Raw genomic sequence first — 23657 nt, 5'->3', positions numbered from 1 at the left:
CCAGGCTGAAGGACTTCAGGCAGCTGGTCCGTTCAGCCGTTGTTGAGCTAGAGCAGAGCGGTGAGCGGTTCTTTGTGCGCGGAAGCGCCGCCACACACGTCCTCGCACAAGGCCCGCTTTCGCGCGTCTATGAGGCCCTGCTCTATGCCGGCGTTGAGCGGGCGTCTGCCGCGCTCAACCACTCGCATGTACGTCACACCCACAAGTTGTTCGTATCACTCGGTAGTGGTGGGTCGTCGAGCGGCAGCGACGAGGCGTTGGGCCTGCTAAGCGTTGAACTGAATCGCCGGGAGGACAATCCCAGGAAGCTGCGGGAATCGGGGGCCGCTTACCGGCATCTTTTCGTTTGGCTCGACGGAGACACGCGGTTGGACATCTCGCGTCCGCTCAGCCACGAGCCGCCATCCTGGAGCGACGGACAATTTGGTCTCCCTTCGACAGCTCCAGCCGTTGATCATGCGATTTCCCACCTATGGGTCGTCCACCAAGGTTCCCGGAACGGCTGGCTGTGGGATGGCTCCAGCTGGCGAGCGCTGCCAGGTCCCGACAACGGCCCCGAAGCCGCGCGGTAATGACTCGAATGTGTATCGAGGGACCACGACGGCGGAAGTTTCAATAGACGTCGCCCTGGCACCGCCCCCGTGCCAACTTAGCGAGGGGCGGTAAAGGCGCCGCACTAAGTGCGGCATGCGCGGAAGATCGCCGGTTCTCTTCTCGACCGATGTGGCTGCTGGACCCAAGTTCAACTAGTCGACTTCAGCGTCGGGGGCGATCTCTTTCACCCTCTCGGCCGCCTGCCTCACTGCTGCAAGGCTGCTGTACCCCTCGGCAGAGTCAGCAATGATCCTCCCGTTGTCAGCTTTCAGATGCCAGCGCCACTCACCGGCGGAGTCAACGAACGTGTGGAAAAGAGCCATGAGCCCCCCTACCTCGATCCAATTAGGGAAGGGTGCCCGAAGATGAAGGAGAAGGGAAGGGTCACTGTCCTAGCCGCGACGGACGGCCGTGTCGACGTGAGGCATGCGAGGGCGGCTGGGGGTGCCTCGAGTTGGCTAGTCATGCGCTTCTGATTGTCAGAGGCGATCCAAGGCCCTGAGGTATCGCTGGGTCATGAAGCTCTGTGCAGCCAGGCTGATCGGACCGCCGAGCTTGGCGAGTCTCGAGGCTGGCCGAGAGTAGGCGGTGATGGTGAAGCGGATGCGGCTGTCCTCGAGCTGTTCGAGGACGAACCGCTCTTCGCCGGCCTCAGGGTGACCGGGCAAGGTGCCGTAGGCGAAGCCCCGGCGCTGAGACTCGTCGATGATGTCGATGACGCGACATGGGATCTTGACGGACAGGGGGCCGAGTCCCCACCGCATCAGCACGAGGGTGTCCTGACACAGGGGAATGTCTGAGGCTTGCACCCGCAGCCTGGCTTCGGAGTGCATCCGCCATTCGAAGAGATCGCGAGCGGCCCCGTCGAAGTCGCGACGCCTCAGCGTGACCGAACGATTCAGACGCTTGTAGCCCGCCGGAGCGTCACCTTCTGACCCCGTATGCCGCGTGTACGACAGCGGTGCCGCGCGCAGCCTCGCGGTCGCCTGCTCGTCCAGAGGTTGCACCGGCATCGTCACATCATCACCGACGAGTCGTCACTGCCTGCGGCATGTCCGCATGTTTCGCGATGTGGTCGCGGCGACTTGCGACCTGCCACCATGAGCGCTTGGGCACGAGTTCAGAGGACTCAGGGGGTGGACATTGGGAAGGTGGGCTGGCGCCGCGCTCGCGTTCCTCGTCGCGGGCTTTCAGCTCTACGAGTGGCTGAAGTGTCGTCGGAGCCCGGCACGGCGAAACGCAACTGCGCGGCACGGTTGGCTCGGCGTCGCCTTTCTTCCGAGCACTGTGGCGGGTCGCCGTGGACTGCTCGACGCTTCAATCGTGAGTTCCGGTGGGCTGCTCCTGGTCGGCGCTGGCACTGCCCTCAACCAGGTCAGCGTTGGGTCACCTGCGGCCGACGTTGCCGGCTCAATGATGCGACTCGGGCTGGTTCTGTTCGGGTTCGGATGGCCGTTGTGTGCGTTCCTCGGACAACCCAAACTCCTTCGCCCTTGGTACGCCCGCGACGAACCTGCCCCATGGCGCGGGGCGCGACGCGAGGCCCGACTGACTGACCACGACAGGGATCTCGAGTCGGGGTCACGTGTGGCAGAGCAAGAGCGCCGCTTGCGCGCGAGGCGCGATCGGCTACGCACCTCACAACCCAAGTCGTAACAGCAGCGGCATGTCCGGACGTCTGCACCGTCAGTTGTAGACGTCACCGTCGCGACTCAGGAGCACCAGACTTGACGGGTCGCCGCCGCTTGCCCCGATGAGGGATCGAACCTGGTCCGCTTCTGTCGCCGTCAACTGGAACGCCACGCTCGTGCCTGTGTCATTCGCGTCCCAGATCATTCGCTGATCTTGGTCCATGCCCATGCTCCCGATCGTGTACGGAACCAAGGCCATCGCAATCTCGAAGTCACGATCGTCCGCGGTTTAGGTCGATGTAGCCGGCCCGCCTAGTCCAGGACCTGCCGAAGAAGGATCGGGTTCGGATTGCGCGTTGATCCGCTTCGTCCACGGCCCATTGGACCTCTTCCGGCCAGGGCGCATCCGAGGTCAGGTCGACGGTGACGTCCTCGAGGCGAGGTCGCTGAACCTGCAGCACCGCGCGGTGGGTCGCATCTACCGTGGCGCGATCAGCACCGTCACGGATCGTGAACCAGTTGAGGGTTTCAGATCGAGACACAGAGACAGTGTCGCTCCAACTACTTTCCCGGGCGCGACCAGCGGCATGTGCGGTAATCCGCTCCCGGGCTGGCGTCATCACCGCAGCGTGACGTGCCGCATCCAGAAGTGACCAAGACTACGCCTGTAGCAGCGAGGAAACTTAAGAAGTCGTTGCGTGCGGTCGGCGCTCCTCGTCGGGGCCATACAGGGCGTTCCACCTATCTAGCAGGTATGGAGGTACCTTCTCCCTCTCGGCGTCCGAAATATGACCTAGATCAATCCAAGTATCCTCCATCTCGCGGATGGCCAAGAGTGCGTCAACGTCCATGCGCTCATCGAAGACCTCCGCGTAAGAATCGAAGTACTCAATGGAGTTCTCGTCGTGCCTTCCTCTAAGAAATTCGATCACTCGATTACCCATACCGCTCCTCCTCGATCTTTTGTTGGGTTTCTCAACTTGCGATCGGTGCTATCCGGGCGGCCACCAGCTTGGACGCCTTATAGGCGCTGTTACGCCATCTGTGGTCGCCTGGTTCAACTGGAAATCCTTTCAAAGAGTCCACGACAATGCACCCGATAAACCTGCTTCCAGGAATATCGGGGTCTTTCCGAATCGGGACCACCAGGACCGAGTGGTACTTGTCGTGAAGGCGGCGATACTGGTCGTAAGTAAGGCCCCACTTTTGGGTAGGCCCGAGAGCCTGCCACTGCCTCTCGCTCATCTCGGCTGTCCCCCAGACCGTTGGGAGGACAATTTCCTGTCTCTTGCGTTCTCTCCAGCACCTACCGATAGCGCCAACGTCTCGCCGCCATTGAATATCTGTACCACCGTGCTCGTCGTCGCGTAGTCGAAAGCTGCACGCCCGCCATAGGCGCGGAGTCCAGAAGCGTGCTCGCCACGCCTCAGGACACAGTTCGCGCACCCAATCAGGCAAGAGGTTCCAGTGCCAAGTTGGGACCATCCACACGTGGACGCCGATTCGCTCTTGTGTCTTGCGGCCGGTCGCGGCCGTTCGCGCTCGATACCAGACGGGAAACATTATCTTTGTGATTTCGTGAGCGAGGGCCGTCCTCCTGCGGACGCGTCGACGTTCCCATTCAGCGTCGACAAACTGCCAAATGATGCTGAGGGCCACGCCGCCGATGCTGGCGAACAAGACAGGTTCCGGCGGACGCCACCATCCGCGGTCCTGCAGTGTGCTCGAGTCAAAGGCAACAAGGGCCGCGCTGATAGACAGCACGACAGCCAAGCACAGGCGCACGAGCCAGCGCACTCGGCCTCCCTCCGCACGTGTGACTTCGCCGGATCCTACGACGCCACGCCTGGACTGACCATCAGAACTCGCTGACGTCCCTCCGCAAAGTCCGCATGTCCCCAACCTGCTGCCAAATCTTCATGCTCACGCCCCTTACCCCTTGAACTAAATTTAGCCCATGGGCTAAACTGGTCTCATGGCGATCTTCAAGAACCCCTACCGCCCTGGTGCAGGGCACATGCCCCCCCACCTGGCGGGCCGAGAGACCGAGTATGCAGAGTTCGACCGACTCCTGCGGCAGGAGGAGATCTTGGAGAACCTCGTGCTGACAGGCCTGCGTGGGGTTGGAAAGACAGTCCTGCTCGAGACGTTCAAGCCGCGAGCTATCGCGGCTGGATGGCTTTGGTGCGGGACCGACCTCTCGGAGTCAGCCAGCGTCAGCGAACGTAACCTCGCGGAACGAATCCTGACAGACCTCGCCGTTATCACCTCGGGACTGACAGTGCGCATCACGGACGCGCCCGGAGTTGGTTTCGGCTCCGAGGCGACGGAGCGAGACGTCCCGATTACGTATGACGTCCTTCGGAGAGTCTTTGACAACACGCCTGGTCTAACGTCCGACAAGCTAAAGTCTGTCTTAAGATTCGCCGCGGACTACCTGATCGCAGGAGAGACTCCGCGTGTCATATTCGCCTACGACGAAGCTCAAAACCTTGCTGACAACGCAGGCAAAGAGGAGTTCCCCCTCTCAATGCTGCTGGACGTTTTTGCGGGTTTGCAGCGGTCTGGAATCTCGTTCCTTTTGGTCCTCACCGGCCTTCCCACCCTTTTTCCAAAGCTTGTGGAAGCCCGTACATACGCAGAGCGCATGTTTCGCGTGATCATGCTTGGGCGGCTGAGTGAAGGCGAAAGCGAAGACGCCATCAAGAAGCCTCTCGATGTCGCTGATTGCCCAGTTCGATTTACCGAGCTTTCTGTGCGCGCAATCGCGAACGAAGCCGGGGGGTACCCCTACTTTATTCAGTTCATTTGTAGGGAAGTTTTCGATGCGGTGCTGCAGCAATCGGATCCGGAGCGCCCGCAGCCGATCCCAATTGGAGCTATTCAGCGCAAGTTGGACACTGACTTCTTTGCCGGCCGTTGGGCTCGGGCCACCGACCGTCAAAGAGAACTTTTGTACCTTATTTCCGGTCTTGAGCAATGTGACGAAGAGTTCACGATCCAAGAGGTTGTGGCTGCATCCAAGCAGGCTGACATAAAGGAGTTCTCTGCGAGTCACGTGAACCAAATGTTGGCCGCCCTAGCTGGCCAAGGGCTTGTCTATAAGAACAGATTCGGCAAATATTCTCTCGCCGTACCATTGCTGTCACAGTTCATCCAACGCGTCTACAGCGACGCCTGATCGGTTGCGATAATTGGCGCGCTGCCGACCGACGCCACTCTTCGCCTCGCCGCTCAGCGCACTCGTAAGTGCTAGGCGTCCGAGAGGCAGTGCGCCGGCGGTACCCCTCATACATAAATTCCGCGGGTCCGACCATCGGTAGGGTCGCACGCCGCGCCATCCGCGGCATGTGCGGATCCCTGTCATCAGCGATCACTCGGACACGCTTGGGCGCCTGCGCCCGCTATCGGAAGCAGAAAGCCAAACCAAGGAGCGTTTACACCGGCGTGGCCAGGGCCGATTGGGTACCGAGGTTCATCACGAGCCACCGACGTCCGGGCGGGATGCAGGTAATGAACACAGCTCCCTTAACGGATGGGACCTCTCCGTTCGAGGCCGGGGGTCTCAGCTGCCGGGCGCGCTGGATTTTTGGAGGTCGACCGTGATCGTGTCGGGGTCTTCCGTGCCCGCTCCCCGGGTTCTGTGTTGATCGCCTGACGGCCGTGGTCACTCAGCGCTCACACCTCCCACGAAGAGCTTGACGAACCTCTCCCGACCTAGGCAGGAGGCGACCGTCGCAAATTCGGGCCTGACAGACTAATCACAGACTGAGTCATCCGCGGCAAACTAGCGGCCGCCATCCCCAACGAATCGGAGGCCTCTGTGCCGCCCCTTGACCTCAAAGCCCTGAAGCGCTCGGAGGGCGAGCCGCTGATCGAGCCTCGTGACATCTTCGCCGCTCTCGGCGGCCGCCCCTGGCCCCGGCTGAGGGTTGAGCAGGACCAAGTTCTCAAGTCATGGTTCGCCCGCCGCTCTGAGCGGGACCTCGTCATCAAGCAGAACACTGGCGGCGGCAAGACCGTGGTCGGCCTGCTCGTGGCCCAGTCCAGCCTGAACGAAAACGCAGGCCCAGCCGCCTACCTCGTGCCCGACACCTACCTGGTCAAGCAGGTTGTGGAGGAGGCCAACCAGTTGGGCCTAGCCGTGACAGCTGACCCGCACGGCAATGCGTTCCTGTCGGGGGCGGCCATCCTGGTGTGCACGTTTGAGAAGGTTGTGAACGGTAGAAGCACTTTCGGGCTCGCCGGAAACCCGTACGCCACCCGGATCGGGACCGTCATCGTTGACGACGCCCACGCGGCGCTCATCGCAGCCCGTAAGCAGTTCACCATCGACGTGCCTGCAGGACACGCCGCCTACGACATGGCCCTCAACGTCTTCGGTCCTGAGCTGAAACGCCAGAGCCCTCGCCACGGCGGGGCCCTGCTAGAAGGCGATCGCTGCGCACCTCTTCGCATTCCGTTCTGGTCGTGGACGGAGAAGCACGAGCGAGTCACGACCTTGATTGCCGCGAGCTCGAACGACGACAAAGCCAAGGGAATCTTCTTCTCCTGGCCGCTCCTCGCCGATCACCTCGGACTGGCCGTCGCAACCATCTCCGACCGCGGACTGCAACTGCGAACCCCTTGCCCTCCCATCGACCGCATCCCGGCGTTCCACTTGGCGAAGCGACGGGTTTACCTGACGGCAACGCTCGCCGACGACGGCGTCCTCGTCACCGAACTCGGTGCTGACGCGAACTCCGTTCGTGCTCCCATCACCCCGGAACGAGCATCCGACCTTGGAGATCGGCTGATCCTCGCCCCGGCTGCCTTGAACCCACAGATCATCGACGACACCGTGCGCGCCATGGTCCGCCAGTTCTCGCTGGGAGACCGCGACGGAGATGGAGTTGTCGACGCGGACCCCGTCAACGTCGTGGTGCTCGTGCCTAGCGACCGCGCCGCCGGTGCATGGTTCGGCCACGCGGACCACGTCCTCCACGTGAACGACATGAAACCGATCGTGGATCGCATGGTGGCCGGGGAACACCTTGGCGTGGTGGTCCTAGTCAACAAGTACGACGGGGTCGACCTGCCCGGGAGCGCCTGTCGCCTCCTCGTCGTGGACGGAGTACCAACGCCGCTCGACCCTGGCGAGCAGCGTGAAGCGGGCGCCCTCGCTGGCAGCGACGCGATGCGCATCAGGAAGGTTCAGCGGATCGAGCAAGGGATGGGCAGGGGGATCCGCGACGCGGAGGACTTCTGTGCGGTCCTGTTGCTTGGCAACGGCTTGGCGCTCTCTCTGGTGGATCAGGCCGACCTCGACCTCTTCTCCCCTGCCACGCGTGCACAGATCGGGTTCAGTCAGCGACTCGCAACGATGATTGAGGGCGAAGGTTTGGACGCCGTGCGTGAGGCACTCAGCTTGTTCCTGAGCAGGGACGACGACCTGAAGGACGCCAGCAGCCAAGCCACCGCTGGCGTGGCCTACGACGGCGACGGCCACGTGTCCGCCGTCGCGGAGGCGCGGAGAAAGGCGTGGGAACTTGCGTCAACGGGTGACGCGGACCGAGCTGCCCGGACGCTCCGTGACGCTCTAGACGATCTTGAGAACGTCGAGCAGGGTTGGCGTCTCGAAGAGGTGGCAACGTACCAACACGTGGTGGACGGCGCTGGGGCTCAGGCCACCATCCGCTCCGCTAAACGGAAGAACCCGAACGTGCTCATGCCGATTCAGACTGTCCCCGGGAAGCCGGTACGCGGTCAGGAGCTACAAGCGCAGGCGTCTTCCGACTTCCTTTCCGAGCGATACAAGACAGGAGCAGCTCTTCAACTTGCCGTGAATCTCCTCCTCGACGACCTGACGTTCCAACCCGGAGACGACAACGTGGAGGCTGCGGAAGCAGCGATGAAGGACCTCGGTCTCCACCTCGGATTCCCGGCAACCCGCCCTGAGAAGGAGCTGGCCGCTGGCCCGGACGGTTGCTGGGGTCTTACCCCTGACAGGAACGCAGTGATCGAGCTCAAGACAGGAACCACCCGGGCGGACTCCTCGATCATCAAGTCTGAAGCCGATCAACTCTCCGGGGCGGTCAGCTGGAACTCCGACGTTGGCGGGCCCTCCAAGTGCACTCCCGTCCTCGTGGCGAAGGACCCGGCTCTCCACGCGAAGGCGTCGCCTCCACCTGGCACTCGCGTGATCACTCCGGAGACGCTCGAGTCCCTCAAGCAGCACGTGCGGAATTTTGCCATGGAGGTCGCAACCCACGACCGGTGGCGACGTTCCGACGCGGTGGGCGCAGCCCTGCGCACTCATGACCTTCTGGCCGGCAAAATCATTGAGGCCCACAGCGTCAAACCTGTACGGAACAGCGAATAGGAGACATCGACGGCGAGCGCCCGCGTCTTCAGAGGGGCATGTCGGCTTCACAGGCTGGTGGGATTGGGAAACACCGGGTCCGGAACTTCGTGGAGTCCCCACGGGACGACCTCGGGGTTCGATGAGGTGATGCGCTCGGGCATCAAGATCAGCATGAGAGTCCCGTCTGCTCCAGTTAGCTCGGCGACGGGATGGCCGATTCACCCTCCGGGGTACCTGCAGAGGCTCTGAGGCGGCAGACCCTCGGGCGAACGGACCAGAGCGGAGCTGATCGGTATTCAGGTCGGTCGGAACGAGTCGAGGTAGTTTCCGGCCTCGACGTAGTCGTGAGCTGGGTCTGGAATCTTCCAGGGACCTAGTAGGCGGAGTGACGCGCTCTCCCGACTAGCGACCATCGGCATGTCCGCTAGTCGATGACCTCTCCTGTTGTCTCCTCGATAAGTACGCCATCGACGAGGTGGAGCTTCGCTCCCCTCGGCTGAGCAGGGTCGCGCTGACCGGCCGGGGTCATGGCCTCGATGTCGCGTTTGAAGGATTGGTGTCGGTGTCGACGGTGGGGGTCGCTGGTGTGGCGGGCATGGCGGCTGGTGGAGGGCCAGGTTTGGTGGCCGTCTTCGCAGTGGCTCTTCAGTTGCGTGCGCATACGGTCGAGGAAGGCGGGGAGAGCGTATCGATGCCAGTCCTCGAGGGCGTCGCTGGTCTTGGCGTTGCCGGCCCGCCGTCGTTGGTCCGCGAGGACGGCGAGGTCGTGTATGAGGGGGGGGTGGTTGGGCCAGCACGTGGGAATGAAGTTGGTGGTGTCCCAGATGTGCTCGTGGTTGATCCAGGTGACCACGTCGTCGAGCCATGCCCAGAGGTCGAGGCGGAGGTCGGGGTGGGTGCAGGTGGCCGGCTCCCACGGTTTGGGCAGACGCCTGATGTCGCCCAGGGCCTGGAGCTGCTCTGGGGTACCGGCCGCGGCGATGGTGAGTTCCCAGTAGGCGTGCTCGACGAGCCGGCCAGGCTTGGGGAACGGGAGGGTGAGTTGCGCTGCCGGGTCGGGTTGCGTGGCGTCACCGACTGTCATGACGGCACCGCGGGCCTGGTTGCCAGCCCTGTCCGCTGGGCTTCGACGAGGGCGGCGGTGGTGCGGGCCTCTGGGTCGATCGCGCGGGTGCGTGCGGCGGCGGGCTGTTGACGAAGGCGGGCCTGAGTGTGGAGGAGTTTGCGGCCGGCGGGGCCGTCGATGGTGCGGCGCAGCATGGCGATGAGGGGTTTACCGTTCTCGGCGATGACCAGGGCGTGGCGGTCGGGGAGTTGGCGGATTTCGGCGCCGGTGAGGATGGGGATGTCCTCTCCGCTGATGGAGCGGCGGGTGCGGCCCTGCTGCCAGGTGGTGCGCGGGACACGGACAGGTCCGAGGAGGTCAGAGATCTCGCGGTTGAAGGTGACGTCCTTGGACCCGCCGAACATGACCAGGACGTTGGTGAGCCCGAGGACGGCGCGTGCTTCGTGGTCCCCGAAGATCTGGGTGAGCTGGGCTCGGGTCTGCGCGGCCCACAGGAACGAGATGCCCAGGGCGCGTTCGTTGGCCATGCGGGTCTGCAGGGTTGGAAGCGGTGCGGTGGAGGGTAGTTCGTCGAGGCAGGCGAGCATGGGCGGGCAGAGGCGTCCCCAGGGCGAGTTGCTGGCGGCGTGCAGGGCGGTGTCGAGGACGTGTTCGGCGACGGCGGTGAGCAGCGGGGAGGCGGACTCGTAGGGGCTGTCCCTGCCCAGGAGGTAGATGGTGCCTCTGGCGGCGATGACGTCGGCGATGTCGGTGGCAGGCCGTCCTGGGCCGGGGACGCAGCGGCGTCGGGTGTCGGCTTGGAAGAACAGGGCGAGGGCTTGCTGGACGGTGGTGATGGTGTTGCCGGCGGTGCGGTCGTCGCCGCGCAGCGCGCCGTGCAGGAGGCCGTGCCAGAAGGGTGCGGCATGGGGGTGGGCGCGCAGGATCTCGGTGGGTTCGGTGGCGGCGGTGGGTTGGGCGACCCAGCGCAGGACGTCGTCGAGGGTGCGTCCGGTGAGGGCGGCGGCGTGGAAGTAGCCCTGGATGACCTTGGCAGCTTCGGCGGCGTAGAAGCGGGCGGCGTCGTCGCCTTGGCCACGGGCTCCGGCGCCGCGGATGGTGCCGGCGGTGAAGGCCTTGGCGCGGCGTTCGGCGACGAGGGGGTCGACGCATCCGGCGATGGGGTCCCAGACGAGCTCGGGGAGTCCGGGTGCGAGGCCGAACGGGTCGAGGACGAGGCAGGGGCGGCCGTTGGTGGAGCGTGCGTCGATGCTGAGCAGGAGGTCGTCGATCTTGGTGAGGGTGACTAGGGCGGCGCCGGGAGCGTCGAGCAGCGCGGGGATGAGCAGGTCGAGGGTCTTGCCGGATCCTTGGGGGCCGATGACGCCGGCGGTGCGGTCCCACGGGACCCACAGGTTGCCGCCGCGGGGTTCGCGGGCGTATCCGAGGCGCCAGCCGATGTTGTGGGGGTGGAACCGGGTCATGGCTGGCGCGCGTGCAGGTCGGGACGGATGACGGGTGCCACCCGTCGCAGGCGGCGCAGCCCGAGGAGGTTCTCGGCCTCGTCGCGGGTGGCCACGCCGCGCACCCGCGAGGGTCCCCAGCGCCGCAGCCCCGCGACGACCGCGGCCGTGATGGCTGTGACGGCGAGTAGCTCGACGACGACCAGGCACCCGTAGAGCAGGCTGGTGTTCGCGACGGCGCCGGGGGGAAGGCCGGCGCCGGCGTCGCCGGCGAGGATGCCGGGCAGGGCGGTGACCAGCTGGTCCTGCTGCGGCCAGGTCCACCTGCCCGTCGCGAGCAGGTTGGCGACGGCGCGGGCGAGGTGCGCGGCCAGGGCGAGCATGGTGAGGGCCGCGATGGCGCAGGCGGCGGAGATCTCCCACCCGGGCGGGTGGGGCGTGGCGCGGCGGGACTGCTGCATCGGGTCCTCCCTCGTTGGTGTCCTCACTGTCCCTAAGCCGGTCCAGTGGTTCTCGCGGTCAAGGAGTCGCAAGCGACCTACAGCTCTCCGCCGCCGTGGTGGCGGCGTAGGCGTGGGCGTAGGTGAGGACGTCGTTGACGTACCAGTCGGCGTGGTTGTACGCGAACAGGGCGTCGCGGACCCCGTCGGGTCGGGTGGCGCCGGAGGCGGCGAGGTAGCGGGCGGCGCTGTGGATGGAGTCGGCGTCGGAGGTGATCGAGGCGTGTCCGTCGCGGTCGCCGTCGACGCCGTAGGTGGTGAAGGTGTCGGGCGTGAACTGCATGAGCCCTCGGGCTCCGGCCGGTGAGGTGGCGTCGCTGGCGCCGTGCCGGGTCTCCTCCATACCGACGCCGGCGAGCAGGACCCAGGGCACGTCGTACCGCTCCCCCGCCTGCCGGTACAAGGTGAGGATGTCGGGCGGGATCGGTGCGGGCGGGGTGGTGAGCGAGTGCAGCCGCGGGGTCGCGGCGGGCGGTATGGAGGAGGCGGTGGCTGGGGCGGCCGGCCTGGCGTGGGTGGGGGCGCCGTCCAGTGGTGCCCCGTGGGTGGCCATGAACGCTTCGGGGTCGATGGGGCTGCCGTTGAGGCGGACCTCGAAGTGGAGGTGGTTCCCGGTGGAGGCGCCGGTGGAGCCTTCCATCCCGAGCCGTTGCCCGCCGGTGATGGTGGCGTCGACGGTCGCGGCGGGGGCGATGCTGGCGGGGGGGGCGTAGCGGGGGGGGACGCCGCCGCCGTGGTCGATGTCGACGGTGTTGCCGTAGCCGCCGCGGGGGCCGGCGGCGGGGACACGGCCGGAGTTCGCGGCGTGGACCGGTCCGGGGTCGGGAAGGGAAGCGAGGTCGACGCCGGAGTGCAGCCGCCATTCGTGGCGGATGGGGTGGAGGCGCATCCCGAAGGTGGAGGTGCGGGTGTACCGCTGCTGGAACGGCGCCTGCCATTGCCCGGTGCTGGCAAATACGTCTGTGGCGCAGCCGAACTGGTCTGGGGTGAGTGCCGTCGCGCCGGTGGCGACCACCAGGGCGGTGGCGAGCGGTGTACCGGTCAGGGCCAGTGCTGCGGCGGCGATGGCGAGCCAGGCTTTGCTCATGACGGGCGAGGTCAGGCGGCGCCGGCGATGGCGTTGTTGGTGTCGGTGAGCTGCGCCTCGAGGGGGTGCAGGACGGTCTGGACCTTGTACTGCTGGTCTCCGACGCACCACAGGGCGCGGCCTTTGCCTTGCATGGCCCAGCGGGTGACGACGTCGCGGGCCATCGGCCCCAGGCCAAGGAGGGTGTCGAGCTCGGTGGCCACGGCGTGGTCCTGGCCGTGCAGGATGCGGATGTCGGTGAGGTGGAGCAGGTCCTTGGCGATGGTGACGGCCTGGGATCGGCTGTCGCCGACGGAGAGCAGGTCGGTGGGCTTGTGGGCGTTGGCCCACTGAATGTCGCCGTCAGCGCGGGACAGGCGCAGGTCCTGGTCGAAGGACTTCACGGCGTCGGGGCCAAGGCGCATCTGCTTCCACACCTCGTCGCGCACGACGACCCGCAGGTCCGAGCCGGTGGTGCGTTCGCGCATACTGCGGCCCCAGGAGGACAGGCAGGTCAGGGCGATGCCGACGGCTTCGTCGCCCAGCGGCATCAGCCGGGACAGGGACAGGGACTGGATGAGCGCGGCCCAGTCGACGTCGATGGTGGTCGGGCCGTCGAACAGCCCATGCAGGGCCCCGTCGACGAGCTGGCCGAGGGCGTCGCGCAGGAGCCGGGTCTCGTCCAGGAGCTGGCGGGCGGTGGCGTAGCGGCAGGCGGTGACGAGGTCGTCGGTGGGGTTGGACAGCAGGTGCCACAGGTCGGGGATGGTGGTCTCGCGCAGGCGGGTTGCGGCGTCGGTGTACCCGGTGAGGGTGCGCAGGGCGGTCTTGACCGCCTGTTCCTCCACGGGCCCGAACGGCACCGGGGCGGAGCCGACGCGTTGGGAGCCGACGAGGCCGCGCACGAGAGTGAGCCAGCGGGAGAAGACGATGGCGGCGCGGGAGCGGGCCTGGCCCGGGTCGAGGTGCTCCCAGCCGTCGCCGAGGGGGCCGAAGGCGAGCGGGTTGATCCGGGCGGGCAGGCCGGGGCCGATGCAGATGGGCTCGACGCCCAGGAACCGGCACAGGGGTTCGTACTCGTCCTTGGGGTCGCCCAGCACGAGGGTGCGGTAGCCCACGTCCATCATCCGCAGGATGAAGGCCTTGGTGGTGGCGGACTTCCCGCGGCCGGGCTTGCCGAAGCAGATGATGTTGGGGTTGGTGACGGGCACGTCGTCGCGCAGGACCCACCCGAACGGGTCGGCGTGGAACGTCCCTCCGGCCAGGACGTCGATGCCCATGGCTGCCCCGGTGGGGGGCAGAGCGGGGGTGGCGATGAACGGCCACAGCACCGGTGCCTGGTCGGAGGTCATCCGCCACCCGGCGACGGGGGCGGCTGGGGAGGGTGACCACCCCCGGCCGGCCGCGGCGGGGCCGCGGCGGCCGGCGCGGGTAAACAGTCGTCCGTCGTCACGTCGCGGTGCCGCGGGCGTTGGGGTGGGCAGGTCGTGGCCGAAGTCGGCGAGCAGCTGGGGCAGGCTCCGCCCGGGAGCGGGGCGGCGGGTCAGTGCCACCACGGCGGCACCCCCCGTTCCGGCGCTGGCCCGGATGGTGGCGTGGGCGGTTGGGCCTCTCGTGCGGCGGTCTCGAGGTCGCGGGCCTGACCGGGGTGTCCTTTGCGGCGCAGGATGGCTGCGGAGGCGACGCAGGCGATGGCGTAGTGCATGTTCGCGACGCGGCTGGTGCCGTAGCAGTGGGGGTAGCCGGTCATGACGTGCCCTTGCGGGTGAGGCTGACCCCGAGCGGGACGGCGGCGCAGGCGAACGCGGCGTCCTGGCTGAGGTCGAGACGCAGCGGGGCGTAGCCGGCGGAGCGGACGGCGGCGTCGAGGCGGCGCCCGTGGTCGGCGACCGGCGCGTTTGCCGGGACGGTGACGGTGCAGATGGCGTGCGGGCGAGTCAGGGCGTGGCCGTGGGCGACCTTGGCGTCCAGGCCGCGGGCCTTGTCGCTCTCCTCGCGCGAGGCGGTGCGCTGGCGGACCTTCGCCTTGGTCCGCAGACCGTCGGCCATGTCGGCTGACCACGCGGTGGTGGCGGTGTGCCGGTCGGCGGCACGGGCGGACAGCACCGGGTAGGACACCATGACGCTGCGGCGCTCCCCCGCGGCGGGAACGAGCACCGGGGCCAGGGCCCCGATCACGGCGCCCCGCACCGGGAGGGTGAGGGTCAGCGAGATCGACGCCCACGCGTCGTGCCGGTAGTGCCGCACCGCGCCCTGCGCACCGGAGGGGCCGGCCATGGACCACGGCACGTCGGCCGCTCCTGCGGTGGCAGCGTCGACGAGTCCGGCGCGGTCGCCGGGGGCGAACCCGGTGCGGCAGGCGGCCGCGAGCTCAGGTGAGGTGAGCCAGTCCACGCCACTCATGCCCAGACCGCCGCGCAGGTGGGTCTCGACCTCCCCGAGCAGCCCGTGCACGACGAGGGTGCGGCCCTCGATCCCGCCACCGGCTTCCCTGGCGGGCTTGGCGAGCCGGCTCTCGGGGACGACGACGGTGACGAACGCCTCGGTGCGCACCGACGCCCCGGACAGGAACGTAGAGAGGTCGTCGGTGATGGCGCGGACCGCGGCAGGGGTGTCGGGGTGGCGGTGGCGGGCGAGCCAGTGGGCGCGTTCGGCGCCGTCGTCGGGGACTGTGCGGACCACGATGATGACCTCGTCGATGAGGGCGGTGCGGCTGGCCGCGTCGAGGAGGGTCGCCAGCCCGGCGCCGTACCGGTCGCGGTCGGCCGGTTCGCTGAGCCCGATCCCGGGGTGGGTGACCGCGGCGGTGACCGCCCAGGTGCGGGTCGCGTGGTTCTGGATGAGCGCGACGCGGCGCTGGTGCGGCCCGGCGGGTGGGGCGTCGTGCACCTCGATCCCCGACAGCACCCCGGGCAGGTCGACCTGGTCGGGGTCGGTCACGGCCCCCGCCGCGGCACGGCTGCGAAAGCGCGACCAGCCGGTCACCGAACCGGTGGTGTGGGCGGCGACGGCGGTCAGCCATCCGGTCGCGGATCGGCCCCGGATCGGGGTGACGACCAGCACGGTCAGGAGGACCCAGCCGGTCGCCAGGAGCGCGGTGGCGGCCCACTCCCCCGCGCCGACGGTCCACATCGCCGGGAGGGCGGTCACGGCCACGAGTGCGAGCTGAGCGCCGGTGAGGCCGAAGAAGAACCCGATCCGGGCTCGGGTGTAGTCGGCGTAGATGTGGGACACGGTGAGGACCTCCAGTGCGGTCAGACGGGGACAACTGGAACGGCAGCGGCGACGCCGGCACCTGCGCCGGCCCCGGCGGCCCCGGCGGCCCCGGCGGGCGCCGCGGCGGCGGGTGCTGGGGTGGGCAGGGGCCGCAGCGGTGCCACGGCATCAGGGGCGGCGACGTCGGGGCCGTCGGTGCTGGGCTGGTCCTCGCCGCGGGTGTCGGGCGCATCGGGCCGGTTGGTGCCGGGACGCGAGGGGCGGGTGAAGTCGGGGATGTAGCTGTGGTGGCCCACGCCCATCTGGTTGGTCATGTCGGCGCTGACCGCGGCGCCGGTGGCGCCGATGCTGGCGGCGGCGCCCAGGACGCGGCCGGCGGCGCCGAGCATCCCGGAGGCGGTCTGGGCGAAGCGGCTGGTGGTGGCGTCCTCGCCGGTGGACTCGGGCGCGGACCGGCCCATCGCGTCGGTGCTCGAGGCCGTCTGCGGCGCGGCGGTGGAGGATCCGGAGAGAAGGCCTTGGACACCTCCGGCCGCGGCGAGGCCGTTGCGGATGGCGGCGCCGGAGCTGGTGCCGGGGTCGACGAACGCGAGGAGTTTGAACAACGCCAGGGGGGCGAAGCAGGAGATGAGGACGAGCATGACGCCGGGCACGGCTGTCCCGACGGCGGAGGCCAGCCCGGCCTGGGGTCCGGTGACGGTGGCGGTGGTGGTCTGGGTGCCGGCGCCTATGACGAGCGCCATCAGGGGCGGGGTGAACGCGGCGGCGTGGGTCCAGCGCACGCTCTTCCAGAACCAGGACTGTCCGACCTCGGAGGCCAGGCCGGCGGCGGCGATGGGGGCGGTGGCGACCAGGACGATCAGGGCGGCGGCGCGGGCGAGCATCACCATGAGGTGCCCGATGGCGGCGATGATCACCAGGCAGCCCAGGATGCCGAGGACGGTGGCGATGGTGGCATCGGTGAGGTCCTCGGCCTCGACGGTGCCCCAGGGGTTCCACTCGGCCCAGGTGTCCACGCCCATGGTGGCTTTCATCAGGGTCTTGGTCAGGCCGGAGCAGGCGTACAGCAGCGCGATGGCGTAGCTGATCCAGACGGCCCACACCATGACGAACTGGGCGCCGCCGACCAGGACGCGGGCGATGGAGCGGCCGTCACGGCGGGCGGCGGCGATGCCGGTCTGGACCAGGGTGAGGGCGACGACGAGGGTGGCGGCGACCCAGAAGGTGACGCGGTAGGTGCCGGCCATCGGGCCGCTCTCTCGCAGGTCGGGGGAGAGGAAGGTGTCGACCCAGCCCAGGACGAGCCGCAGCAGCCACAGGCCGGCGTTCCACAGGGCGAGCATGCAGGCGGTCCATGCGTCGGTGGCGACCTTGGCGGCGGCGTTGCCAAGGAAGGTGAACGGGTCGAGCAGGTCGTCCCAGCCCTGCGCCGCCGTCATCACGGTGGGCCCAGATCGGTGCGCCAGGGGCGCCAGCCGGCGGCGGCGGCGAGGTCGGTGCCGGGCCACGTCGCGGGTGCCCCGGCGGGGGCCGGGCCGGGCGCGACGACCCACCGGTCCTCGCGCCACTCGAGGCGTTCGCAGCGGCCGTAGGCGACCGAGGCCGCGCGGGTGACGGCGGCGTCGATACGGTACAGCACGCAGGCGAGGACCCAGTCGGGACCGTCGGAGCCTTTGAGCTGGGCGGCGACGGGGTTGACGGCGACCGCGACCGGGCCGGTGGTGTTGGAGGCGGTGCGAAAGGCCCGCACGGCGGCGGTGGGGGGCCATGCCTCAAGCGCTGGCGCGCCGGGGATGGTCCAGTCGTCGTGGACGTCTCTAGCGACGGGGATGTTCATGGCGGTCAGGACGGTGGTGTCGATGGCGGCGAGCTGGCCGACTGCTCCGGCCGGGGTGTGCGGGAACCCGGACGGGACGCTGGCGGGTCCTTTCGTGGTGGGGGGGGGGATCGTGAGCGGTGCGGGGGCGGTGACCGTGGGGGTGCCGCGTCGGGCGTCGGCGGGGGTGTCGTCGAGCATGGGGGCGGCAGCGATGGCGTCCCGGACCGAGGTCCGGTCGTCGGCGGCGAATGTGGGGGTGACGTTGTCGTCATACGGCAGGGTGCCGTCGGCGGCGTCGCGGATGAGGCCGACGAGGCCGCCGACGAGGATGACGAACGCGAGGAGGATCCCGACCAGGGCGGACAGGAGCCGGGCGCGTCCCCAGCCGGGGGCGGTCGCGGACCACGAGGTGGGCATCAGACGCACCCGGAGCCGGTCAAGGCGCGCACGATGCCGGGCAGGACGAGGTAGGCGACGATCGCCGCGAACACCAGGACGATGCCGACGACGCCGGCGCGGGAAGCGTGGGGCATGGCGAAGGCGCGGCCGCCGACGACCGAGCCGATCCCAACCAGGACGCCGAGAAGGAACAGGATCCCGATGCCCCACAGCAGGTAGCCCATCAGCTGGTCGGCGTAGCCCTGCGCGCCGGGTGGGGCGATGGGGCAGATCCGGGTGGCCAGTGAGGTCAGGGTCGCGGTGCTGGTCATGACGAGACCTTCCGGTTCAGGGTGGTGAGTGTGAGGGCATGGCGCGCGGTGCGCAGGAGCGCGGCCGGCAACGGGGCGGAGTCGATGCCGTGGACGCGCAGCCGGGGATCCAGGGGGACGGTGACGACCCGGCCACGAAGGTCGTGCGCGGCGCACACCTGCTCCCAGGCGTGGGCGGCGGCGCGGTCGCGGTGACGACGGCTGGGGCTGCCAGTGGCGACGACGACCTCACGGTGGCGCAACAGGTCCAGGGTCCGGTCGAGGCGGCGAAACCCGGGCACGGTGCTCGTCGTGGTGACGACGACGGGCCCGGGGCGACGCAGGAGGTCAGCGACCCAGGAGCGGCCGACGATGACGGTCTCCACGGGTGCGGCGACGTCGATGACGGCCAGCTCGCCCTCGTAGCCCTGCGGGGTGGTCGGGGGGTGGGCGGTGGCGACGGGAGCGGCGGGCCGCTCGAGGAGGACCTCGCCGCGGCGGCCGCGGACCCACCCGTCGTCGTCCTGGCCGAGCTCGGCGGTGGCTGCCCCGGCCAGGGCGGATGCGGGGCCGGCGCAGTCGACGAGCCGGGAGCCGCCGGTGACGGTGGCCAGGGCGAGGGCGATGGTGGAGGCGCCGCTTGCGCTGCAGGCTGCGAGCACGGGCAGCGCCGGCCCGTGCCAGGTCTCGTCGGTGCGCGGGGTGCGGGTCGGGTGTCGCCGGAACCGGCCGTCGAGGACGTCGCGGTAGGCGCGCTGCAGCTCGGCGACGGTGACGGGTCGTAGTGCCGTGGTGGTGGTCATGGTCCCCTCCTGGTTTCGGGCGCCGTGTCCGGCGCTCTGCTGTCCCTAGGCCGATGGGTCGGGCTTGGCGGTCAGGCGGGGATCGCGTAGCTGGCCGTGAGGGCGGCGACGGTGCGTTGGGTGTGACGGCGGATGGTCCGCGGGGAGGCGCCGAGCTCGGCGGCGACGACCATGGTGGAGACGGCGGAGATGATCCCGGCCTTGCTGCCGCATCGCGGGTTGCTGCCGCGGTCGGCGAGCTCGGCGAGGCGGACCAGCAGGGCCTGCTGCTGGTCGGTGATGACCTGGTCGCGGCGGGCCTGGTCCAGCAGCGCCGCCAGCTCGGCGGCGGGGTCTTCGCCGGCGGTGTCGTCGGTGAGCTCGAGCCACGCGGGCGTGGTGGGGTCCAGGACGACGCACCGTTCCCACGCGGCCTCGTGGTGGCCGCGGACACCGAGATCGGTCAGGACGCCCTTGCGGGTGTTGAGCAGGACGGTGGCGGCGACCTTCGATGTCGTCTGCCAGCGCAGGGCGCGGACCTCGAGCCACAGCTGGGAGGCGACGACCTGGTCGATGTGCGGGCTGAGCCGCCGCAGTCGGGACGCGATGAGGCTGGCCCCGGGGAGCAGGACCCAGATGAGGACCGCGGCGGCGGTGGGCTCGTCGTCACCGAGGGTGGAACCCTTGCGGGCCAGCACCCGCAGGACCAGGTCGCGGTCGCGGTGGCTTGCAGCGCGCAGCCAAGCGGGGAGTGCGGCCAGGTCGGGGATCGGGGCGAGCTCATCGTGGTGCTGAACCCAGGTGGCCCAGGCAGAGACCGCATCCTTGAGGGGGCCGCTGGTCAGGTCGGTCATCTGCAGCTCGGTGGTCACGCTCATCGCTGGTGCGCCTTTCGTCGGAAGTGACGAGGCGACGGTGCGATCGTGACGTCCCCGGTTTCGTCCCGGGACGAGGGTTCGACGCGCAGGGACAAGCCGGGGACGACCAGGGACAAGGGTCGTGACCTGCGGAAACGCTCGTCCCTGGGAAAGTTGCCGCGGCGGGCAGTCAGGGTCGCTGTAGCGCCGGGCCGTTGACGCCGGGGGTAGGACCGGTGGGCTGCCCGGGCCGGTCAGGAGGCCTGGGCGCCGCCGGTCCACCGGTGCCGGCGGATCAGCGTGCTGCTGCGTTCGGGCAGGTCCTCCGGGGGGCCGGGCACGTCGGCGCGGTCCAGGACCGCGCTGTGAAGCAGGTCGTCGGCGCTGCTGTCGCGGCCGTCGGCGTGCTCGACGGCGACGAGGTCAAGCCGGGGCGTCTCGTCGTACGGGGCGGCCAGAACCGCCCGCTCGGCGGCGGCGCGGGCGGTGTCGAGATCGCCGTGGCGTAGGGCGGCGGTGGTGACGAGGTGGGCGGAGTCGACGATGGCGGCGGTGAGGTGGTGGTCGTGCCGGTCGCCTTCGTGGAGCCAGGTCCAGGCGCCGGGGCGGAGCTGGCTGAAGGGTTCGCCGGCCACGAGGGTGAGGGCGGTGACCAGGTCATCGATGCCGGCCGATCCGCGGGTCTGTCCGCGGCGGCGCAGGCGCCGGAACAGGTCGGCGTCGATGAGGAGGTCCTGCACCTGGTAGACGCCGATGCCGCGTTCCAGGGCCGCGGGGGCCTTGCGGGCGTCGGGCAGGTGGGGGTCGCCGGTGCGGGGGTTGGTGCCGAGCCAGTCGCGCACGACGCGCGCGTACTCGCGGGCCTTGGCGCCGGTGATGCCCATGGCGTCGGCGAGCTGGTCGGGGGTGGCGCCCTGGGGTCGCAGGGCGATAAAGGTCAGGACGGCGGTCATGTACGCCTTGCGCTCAGCCAAGGCGGTGCCGCGGGTGCGGGCGGTGACCGGGCCGAGCAGGGTCAGCCGTGGCAGGGGGCACTCGTCGGCGAACCAGAGCGCGAGGTCCTCATCCAGGGTGGGGTCGAGGTCCTCGTCGGCGGTGTGTGTCGCGGGGTCGAGTCGGGGGGCGAGGGCGGCGAGGTCGTCGGCGGTGGTGGCGGCGTGGTCGAGGTAGTCCTCGTCGGGGTCGGGCAGGAGGCTGGTGGCGTCACCGTGCGGGTCACGCGGCCGCGTGGCGCTTGCGCGCAGGGCGCCGGCGGCGTCGGTGTCGGCGCGCCAGTCGCTCTGGTCGCCGGCGCCGTCCGCGTCGGGCATGGGCTGGTCCTGCAGCGCCGCCCCGACGGCCAAGAGGGATGCGCAGCCAAGGGCTTCGTCGCGGGTGAGGCCGACGGCCACCAGGTCGAGGCCGACGTGGGGGAGGTGGATGCGTCCACTCGGGCTGAGCTGGGCGACGACGCCGGTCGCGCTAGTGGCGCTGGTGAGGACGACGGCGGTGCCGGCGGTCGCTGGGTGCTGGTCCAGGAGGGTGATCAGCTGCCCGAGCTCGGCTGGTGCGTCGCGCGTGGTGTCGGCGAACAGGACGGCGGCGGGCCAGTCGTCGTCCCCGGCCATGACGGCGCGAGCGGTGGCGGTGCCGGTCGGCCCCGACGCGAGGTGGTGTGCGGTGGCGCGGTCGTGGGTGGCCACGGCGTGGGTGAGGACCTCGGCCGCGGGCTCGTCGATGGTGTCGTGGGCGCGCAGCCGGTCCGCGTTGAGGCCGGTGACGTCGGCGGCGGGGCCGTGGCAGTAGGCGGTGACGCTGCGCGACCACGGGTTGCAGGCGATCTCGGCGGCCAGGTAGCGGGCGAGGTCGGCTGCCATCGTCGGGTCGCCGGTCAGGGTGAGCGTGGCGCCTTCGGTGTTGAGCAGCCAGGTGTCACCGGTGTCGCTGGTGCCGATGGTGACGAGCAGGGGGTAGGGGGCGGGCTGGTCGGCGGCGGCGCCACCCGGGTCCAGGTCCGCGGTGACGGGCAGGATCCACCGGGTTGCGGTGCCGCGGTCGACCCAGGGCGGCGGCAGCTCGGCGGGGGCCTGAAAGTGCGCGGTGGCGCCCTCGGGGGTGAGCTCGACGGCGGCCAGTGTCGGCATGGGCTTCCCGGCGGTCGTGTGCTGGGTGGCGAGGTGGCGCAGGGCGAGGTCGAGCCGCTCGACGTCGGGGGCGGTGAGGGCGCCGGGGGCGGCCGGGGTCTTCTCGATGGGGGCGGGCGGGGGGGGGGGGGGGGCGATGGTGCGACCTGGGCGCCGGTGGCGCTGTTGGGTCGCGCGGCGGCGGGTGAGGAGCAGCCAGAGGGAGCCGGCGAGGACGGGGGCGGTGGCCAGTCCCGTGACCAGCCACGGGAACGACGTCTGCTCGTCCTGCTCGGTGACGGCCGGGTTGTCGGTGCTGGTGTGCGCGTCGGGTCGGGTCGTGGGGGCCGCGGTGTGGATGGCGGGTCCGCGGTCGGCCGGTTTGAGGCCGGTGGTGGCTGGCGGCGGCACCGGCGTTGTGTCCTGGCGCGTCGTTGCGGGGACTCGAGCCGGAGCGGTCGCCTGCCCGGGGAGGGTGAGTACCCAGCCGGGGACGATGAGGTCGGGGTCGGTGAGGTGTCGTCCGCCGGGCTGGGCGGTGTGGCGGGAGGCGGCGTAGATCTCGGGGTAGCGGTCGGGGTCGCCGAGCTCGTCGGCGGCGATGCCGCTGAGGGTGTCGCCGCGCTGCACGGTGTACCGCTTCCACACCGTCCGACCGCTCTGCGTGGTGGTCGATGGGAGCTGCAGGACGGTGCCGGTGGTCAGGGGGTCGCTGACGGTGTCGGTGTTGAGGTCGGCGATGTCGCCCCACCGGTGCGGGTCGTCGAGGCGGTCCGCCGCGATGGACCACAGGGTGTCGCCGGGCCGGACCGTGTAGGTGGGCGCGGTGGGGACGGCTGGGCCTGTCGCGGCCGTCGCCTCGGGCGCGGTCGCCGTGTCGGCCTGGTTGGTGGTGGCCGCGGCTGGCGGGGTCGTGGCGGCGGCTGCGGGGGTGGGGGCCGTGGCGAAGAGGAGGACGGCGGCTCCGACGAGCCCGTGGGCGGCGGACTGGGGCAGCGCGAGGCCAGGCAGTCGTGGGGTGGGGATCCCGCGGAGGCGCGCACCGATCTCGAGCAGGGTGGTGCCGGTAAGGAAGGCCCACGTGAGCCACGCGACGAGCGTCAGTGCGGTCAGGGCGAGGGTGCCGTCGTCGGGGCTGGTGAGCAGGTCGCGCAGCCGAGGCCATCCGGGCCATCCCGGGGTGGAGCTGGTGGCCAGGAGCGCGGCGGGGACGCCGACGATGAGGGCGGTGAGGGTGGCCGCGGCGGCCAGCCCGGTGAGGCGGGCGCGCAGGGTGGGCGTCATTGCTCGACTCCTCGCAGGGTGCGGGTGACCTTGGCTTCGGCGTGACCGGTAACCGGCAGTGTCGTGATGCCGATGATGCTCAGGAAGGTGGTGGTGTAGCTGTCGTTGGTGTCGACGGTGATGGTGTCGCCGCCGGTGACGCGGACCCGGCCGGTCATCCCGGACGCGGCGAGGTAGGCCTTTGCTGCGCGGGTGGCGGTGGTGATGTCAGTGCGGACGTCTTGGCCGCGGATGGCGGGGGCGGCTTGGAGCTGCTGCCCTCCGGT

The 23657-nt window shown here is 69.4% G+C and carries 17 protein-coding genes and 1 pseudogene; 2 read left to right on the top strand and 16 right to left on the bottom strand.

Translation table 11 applies throughout. The features are described 5' to 3' along the window. Positions 1-746: 746 nt before the first annotated feature. Together PKA89_RS03255 and PKA89_RS03250 are read right to left on the bottom strand one after the other, a co-directional pair. Positions 747-917, bottom strand: a complete 171-nt coding sequence (locus PKA89_RS03255) for a YegP family protein (RefSeq protein WP_324416564.1) — start codon at positions 915-917, stop codon at positions 747-749. Between the two features lie 156 nt (positions 918-1073). Beyond that, positions 1074-1607 carry a DUF1990 domain-containing protein gene (locus PKA89_RS03250; protein WP_324416562.1) on the bottom strand — a complete coding sequence of 178 codons (534 nt, stop codon included), beginning with the start codon at positions 1605-1607 and terminating at the stop codon, positions 1074-1076. Positions 1608-4200: 2593 nt separating this feature from the next. Here PKA89_RS03250 and PKA89_RS03245 point away from each other — a divergent pair. Next, positions 4201-5406 carry an ATP-binding protein gene (locus PKA89_RS03245; RefSeq protein WP_324416560.1) on the top strand — a complete coding sequence of 402 codons (1206 nt, stop codon included), beginning with the start codon at positions 4201-4203 and terminating at the stop codon, positions 5404-5406. Between the two features lie 642 nt (positions 5407-6048). Further along, a complete protein-coding gene (locus PKA89_RS03240; protein ID WP_324416558.1) occupies positions 6049-8586 on the top strand; it encodes a DEAD/DEAH box helicase in 2538 nt (845 codons plus the stop codon). A gap of 406 nt (positions 8587-8992) precedes the next feature. On the opposite strand, the gene PKA89_RS03235 is transcribed toward PKA89_RS03240, so the two are convergent. From PKA89_RS03235 to PKA89_RS03170, 14 genes and pseudogenes are all read right to left on the bottom strand, one after another. Further along, positions 8993-9652, bottom strand: coding sequence for a hypothetical protein (locus tag PKA89_RS03235; RefSeq protein WP_324416556.1), 660 nt, complete (start codon positions 9650-9652; stop codon positions 8993-8995). Beyond that, positions 9649-11097: a TraM recognition domain-containing protein gene (locus tag PKA89_RS03230; protein WP_324416554.1), complete on the bottom strand. Its 1449-nt coding sequence runs from the start codon at positions 11095-11097 to the stop codon at positions 9649-9651. Before PKA89_RS03230 ends, PKA89_RS03235 begins: the two co-directional genes overlap by 4 nt. Continuing rightward, on the bottom strand, positions 11094-11537 hold the full coding sequence (locus PKA89_RS03225) for a hypothetical protein (RefSeq protein WP_324416552.1): 444 nt from the start codon (positions 11535-11537) through the stop codon (positions 11094-11096). Before PKA89_RS03225 ends, PKA89_RS03230 begins: the two co-directional genes overlap by 4 nt. Before the next feature lie 58 nt (positions 11538-11595). After that, complete coding sequence (locus PKA89_RS03220; RefSeq protein ID WP_324416550.1) at positions 11596-12663, bottom strand: peptidoglycan DD-metalloendopeptidase family protein; 1068 nt, start codon at positions 12661-12663, stop codon at positions 11596-11598. Between the two features lie 11 nt (positions 12664-12674). Beyond that, positions 12675-13994 (bottom strand): ATP-binding protein, encoded by a 1320-nt coding sequence (locus PKA89_RS03215; RefSeq protein WP_324416548.1) that lies wholly within the window; start codon positions 13992-13994, stop codon positions 12675-12677. A gap of 191 nt (positions 13995-14185) precedes the next feature. Next, positions 14186-14392: a hypothetical protein gene (locus tag PKA89_RS03210; protein WP_324416546.1), complete on the bottom strand. Its 207-nt coding sequence runs from the start codon at positions 14390-14392 to the stop codon at positions 14186-14188. After that, positions 14389-15876 (bottom strand): SCO6880 family protein, encoded by a 1488-nt coding sequence (locus PKA89_RS03205; protein WP_324416544.1) that lies wholly within the window; start codon positions 15874-15876, stop codon positions 14389-14391. Before PKA89_RS03205 ends, PKA89_RS03210 begins: the two co-directional genes overlap by 4 nt. A 20-nt stretch (positions 15877-15896) precedes the next feature. Then, positions 15897-17297 (bottom strand): hypothetical protein, encoded by a 1401-nt coding sequence (locus PKA89_RS03200; RefSeq protein ID WP_324416542.1) that lies wholly within the window; start codon positions 17295-17297, stop codon positions 15897-15899. Beyond that, positions 17297-18094 carry a hypothetical protein gene (locus PKA89_RS03195; RefSeq protein ID WP_324416540.1) on the bottom strand — a complete coding sequence of 266 codons (798 nt, stop codon included), beginning with the start codon at positions 18092-18094 and terminating at the stop codon, positions 17297-17299. The genes PKA89_RS03200 and PKA89_RS03195 overlap by 1 nt, the downstream gene beginning before the upstream one ends. Next, the gene (locus tag PKA89_RS03190) at positions 18094-18387 is read right to left on the bottom strand and encodes a hypothetical protein (RefSeq protein ID WP_324416538.1); all 294 of its coding nucleotides are present in this window, start codon (positions 18385-18387) and stop codon (positions 18094-18096) included. Before PKA89_RS03190 ends, PKA89_RS03195 begins: the two co-directional genes overlap by 1 nt. Next, positions 18384-19169 carry a hypothetical protein gene (locus tag PKA89_RS03185; RefSeq protein WP_324416536.1) on the bottom strand — a complete coding sequence of 262 codons (786 nt, stop codon included), beginning with the start codon at positions 19167-19169 and terminating at the stop codon, positions 18384-18386. Before PKA89_RS03185 ends, PKA89_RS03190 begins: the two co-directional genes overlap by 4 nt. Positions 19170-19240: 71 nt before the next feature. Continuing rightward, complete coding sequence (locus PKA89_RS03180; RefSeq protein WP_324416534.1) at positions 19241-20026, bottom strand: hypothetical protein; 786 nt, start codon at positions 20024-20026, stop codon at positions 19241-19243. 233 nt (positions 20027-20259) lie between these two features. After that, positions 20260-23391 carry a LysM peptidoglycan-binding domain-containing protein gene (locus tag PKA89_RS03175; protein ID WP_324416532.1) on the bottom strand — a complete coding sequence of 1044 codons (3132 nt, stop codon included), beginning with the start codon at positions 23389-23391 and terminating at the stop codon, positions 20260-20262. Beyond that, positions 23388-23657: pseudogene (locus PKA89_RS03170) on the bottom strand (pilus assembly protein); the annotation flags it as partial. The gene PKA89_RS03175 and the pseudogene PKA89_RS03170, both read right to left, overlap by 4 nt.

It is taken from the genome of Phycicoccus sp., from assembly GCF_035325325.1.
Classification (GTDB): Bacteria; Actinomycetota; Actinomycetes; order Actinomycetales; family Dermatophilaceae; genus Phycicoccus.
This window is presented reverse-complemented; position numbering and strand designations above follow the sequence as displayed.

Excerpts from the sequence above, each read along its gene's own strand:
- PKA89_RS03190 (WP_324416538.1), bottom strand. The coding sequence starts at position 18,387 with ATGACCAGCACCGCGACCCTGACCTCACTGGCCACCCGGATCTGCCCC.
- PKA89_RS03250 (WP_324416562.1), bottom strand. The coding sequence starts at position 1,607 with ATGCCGGTGCAACCTCTGGACGAGCAGGCGACCGCGAGGCTGCGCGCG.
- PKA89_RS03225 (WP_324416552.1), bottom strand. The coding sequence starts at position 11,537 with ATGCAGCAGTCCCGCCGCGCCACGCCCCACCCGCCCGGGTGGGAGATC.
- PKA89_RS03200 (WP_324416542.1), bottom strand. The coding sequence starts at position 17,297 with ATGACGGCGGCGCAGGGCTGGGACGACCTGCTCGACCCGTTCACCTTC.
- PKA89_RS03255 (WP_324416564.1), bottom strand. The coding sequence starts at position 917 with ATGGCTCTTTTCCACACGTTCGTTGACTCCGCCGGTGAGTGGCGCTGG.
- PKA89_RS03175 (WP_324416532.1), bottom strand. The coding sequence starts at position 23,391 with ATGACGCCCACCCTGCGCGCCCGCCTCACCGGGCTGGCCGCCGCGGCC.
- PKA89_RS03245 (WP_324416560.1), top strand. The coding sequence starts at position 4,201 with ATGGCGATCTTCAAGAACCCCTACCGCCCTGGTGCAGGGCACATGCCC.
- PKA89_RS03220 (WP_324416550.1), bottom strand. The coding sequence starts at position 12,663 with ATGAGCAAAGCCTGGCTCGCCATCGCCGCCGCAGCACTGGCCCTGACC.
- PKA89_RS03195 (WP_324416540.1), bottom strand. The coding sequence starts at position 18,094 with ATGCCCACCTCGTGGTCCGCGACCGCCCCCGGCTGGGGACGCGCCCGG.
- PKA89_RS03210 (WP_324416546.1), bottom strand. The coding sequence starts at position 14,392 with ATGACCGGCTACCCCCACTGCTACGGCACCAGCCGCGTCGCGAACATG.
- PKA89_RS03185 (WP_324416536.1), bottom strand. The coding sequence starts at position 19,169 with ATGACCACCACCACGGCACTACGACCCGTCACCGTCGCCGAGCTGCAG.
- PKA89_RS03230 (WP_324416554.1), bottom strand. The coding sequence starts at position 11,097 with ATGACCCGGTTCCACCCCCACAACATCGGCTGGCGCCTCGGATACGCC.
- PKA89_RS03180 (WP_324416534.1), bottom strand. The coding sequence starts at position 20,026 with ATGAGCGTGACCACCGAGCTGCAGATGACCGACCTGACCAGCGGCCCC.
- PKA89_RS03235 (WP_324416556.1), bottom strand. The coding sequence starts at position 9,652 with ATGACAGTCGGTGACGCCACGCAACCCGACCCGGCAGCGCAACTCACC.
- PKA89_RS03215 (WP_324416548.1), bottom strand. The coding sequence starts at position 13,994 with ATGACCTCCGACCAGGCACCGGTGCTGTGGCCGTTCATCGCCACCCCC.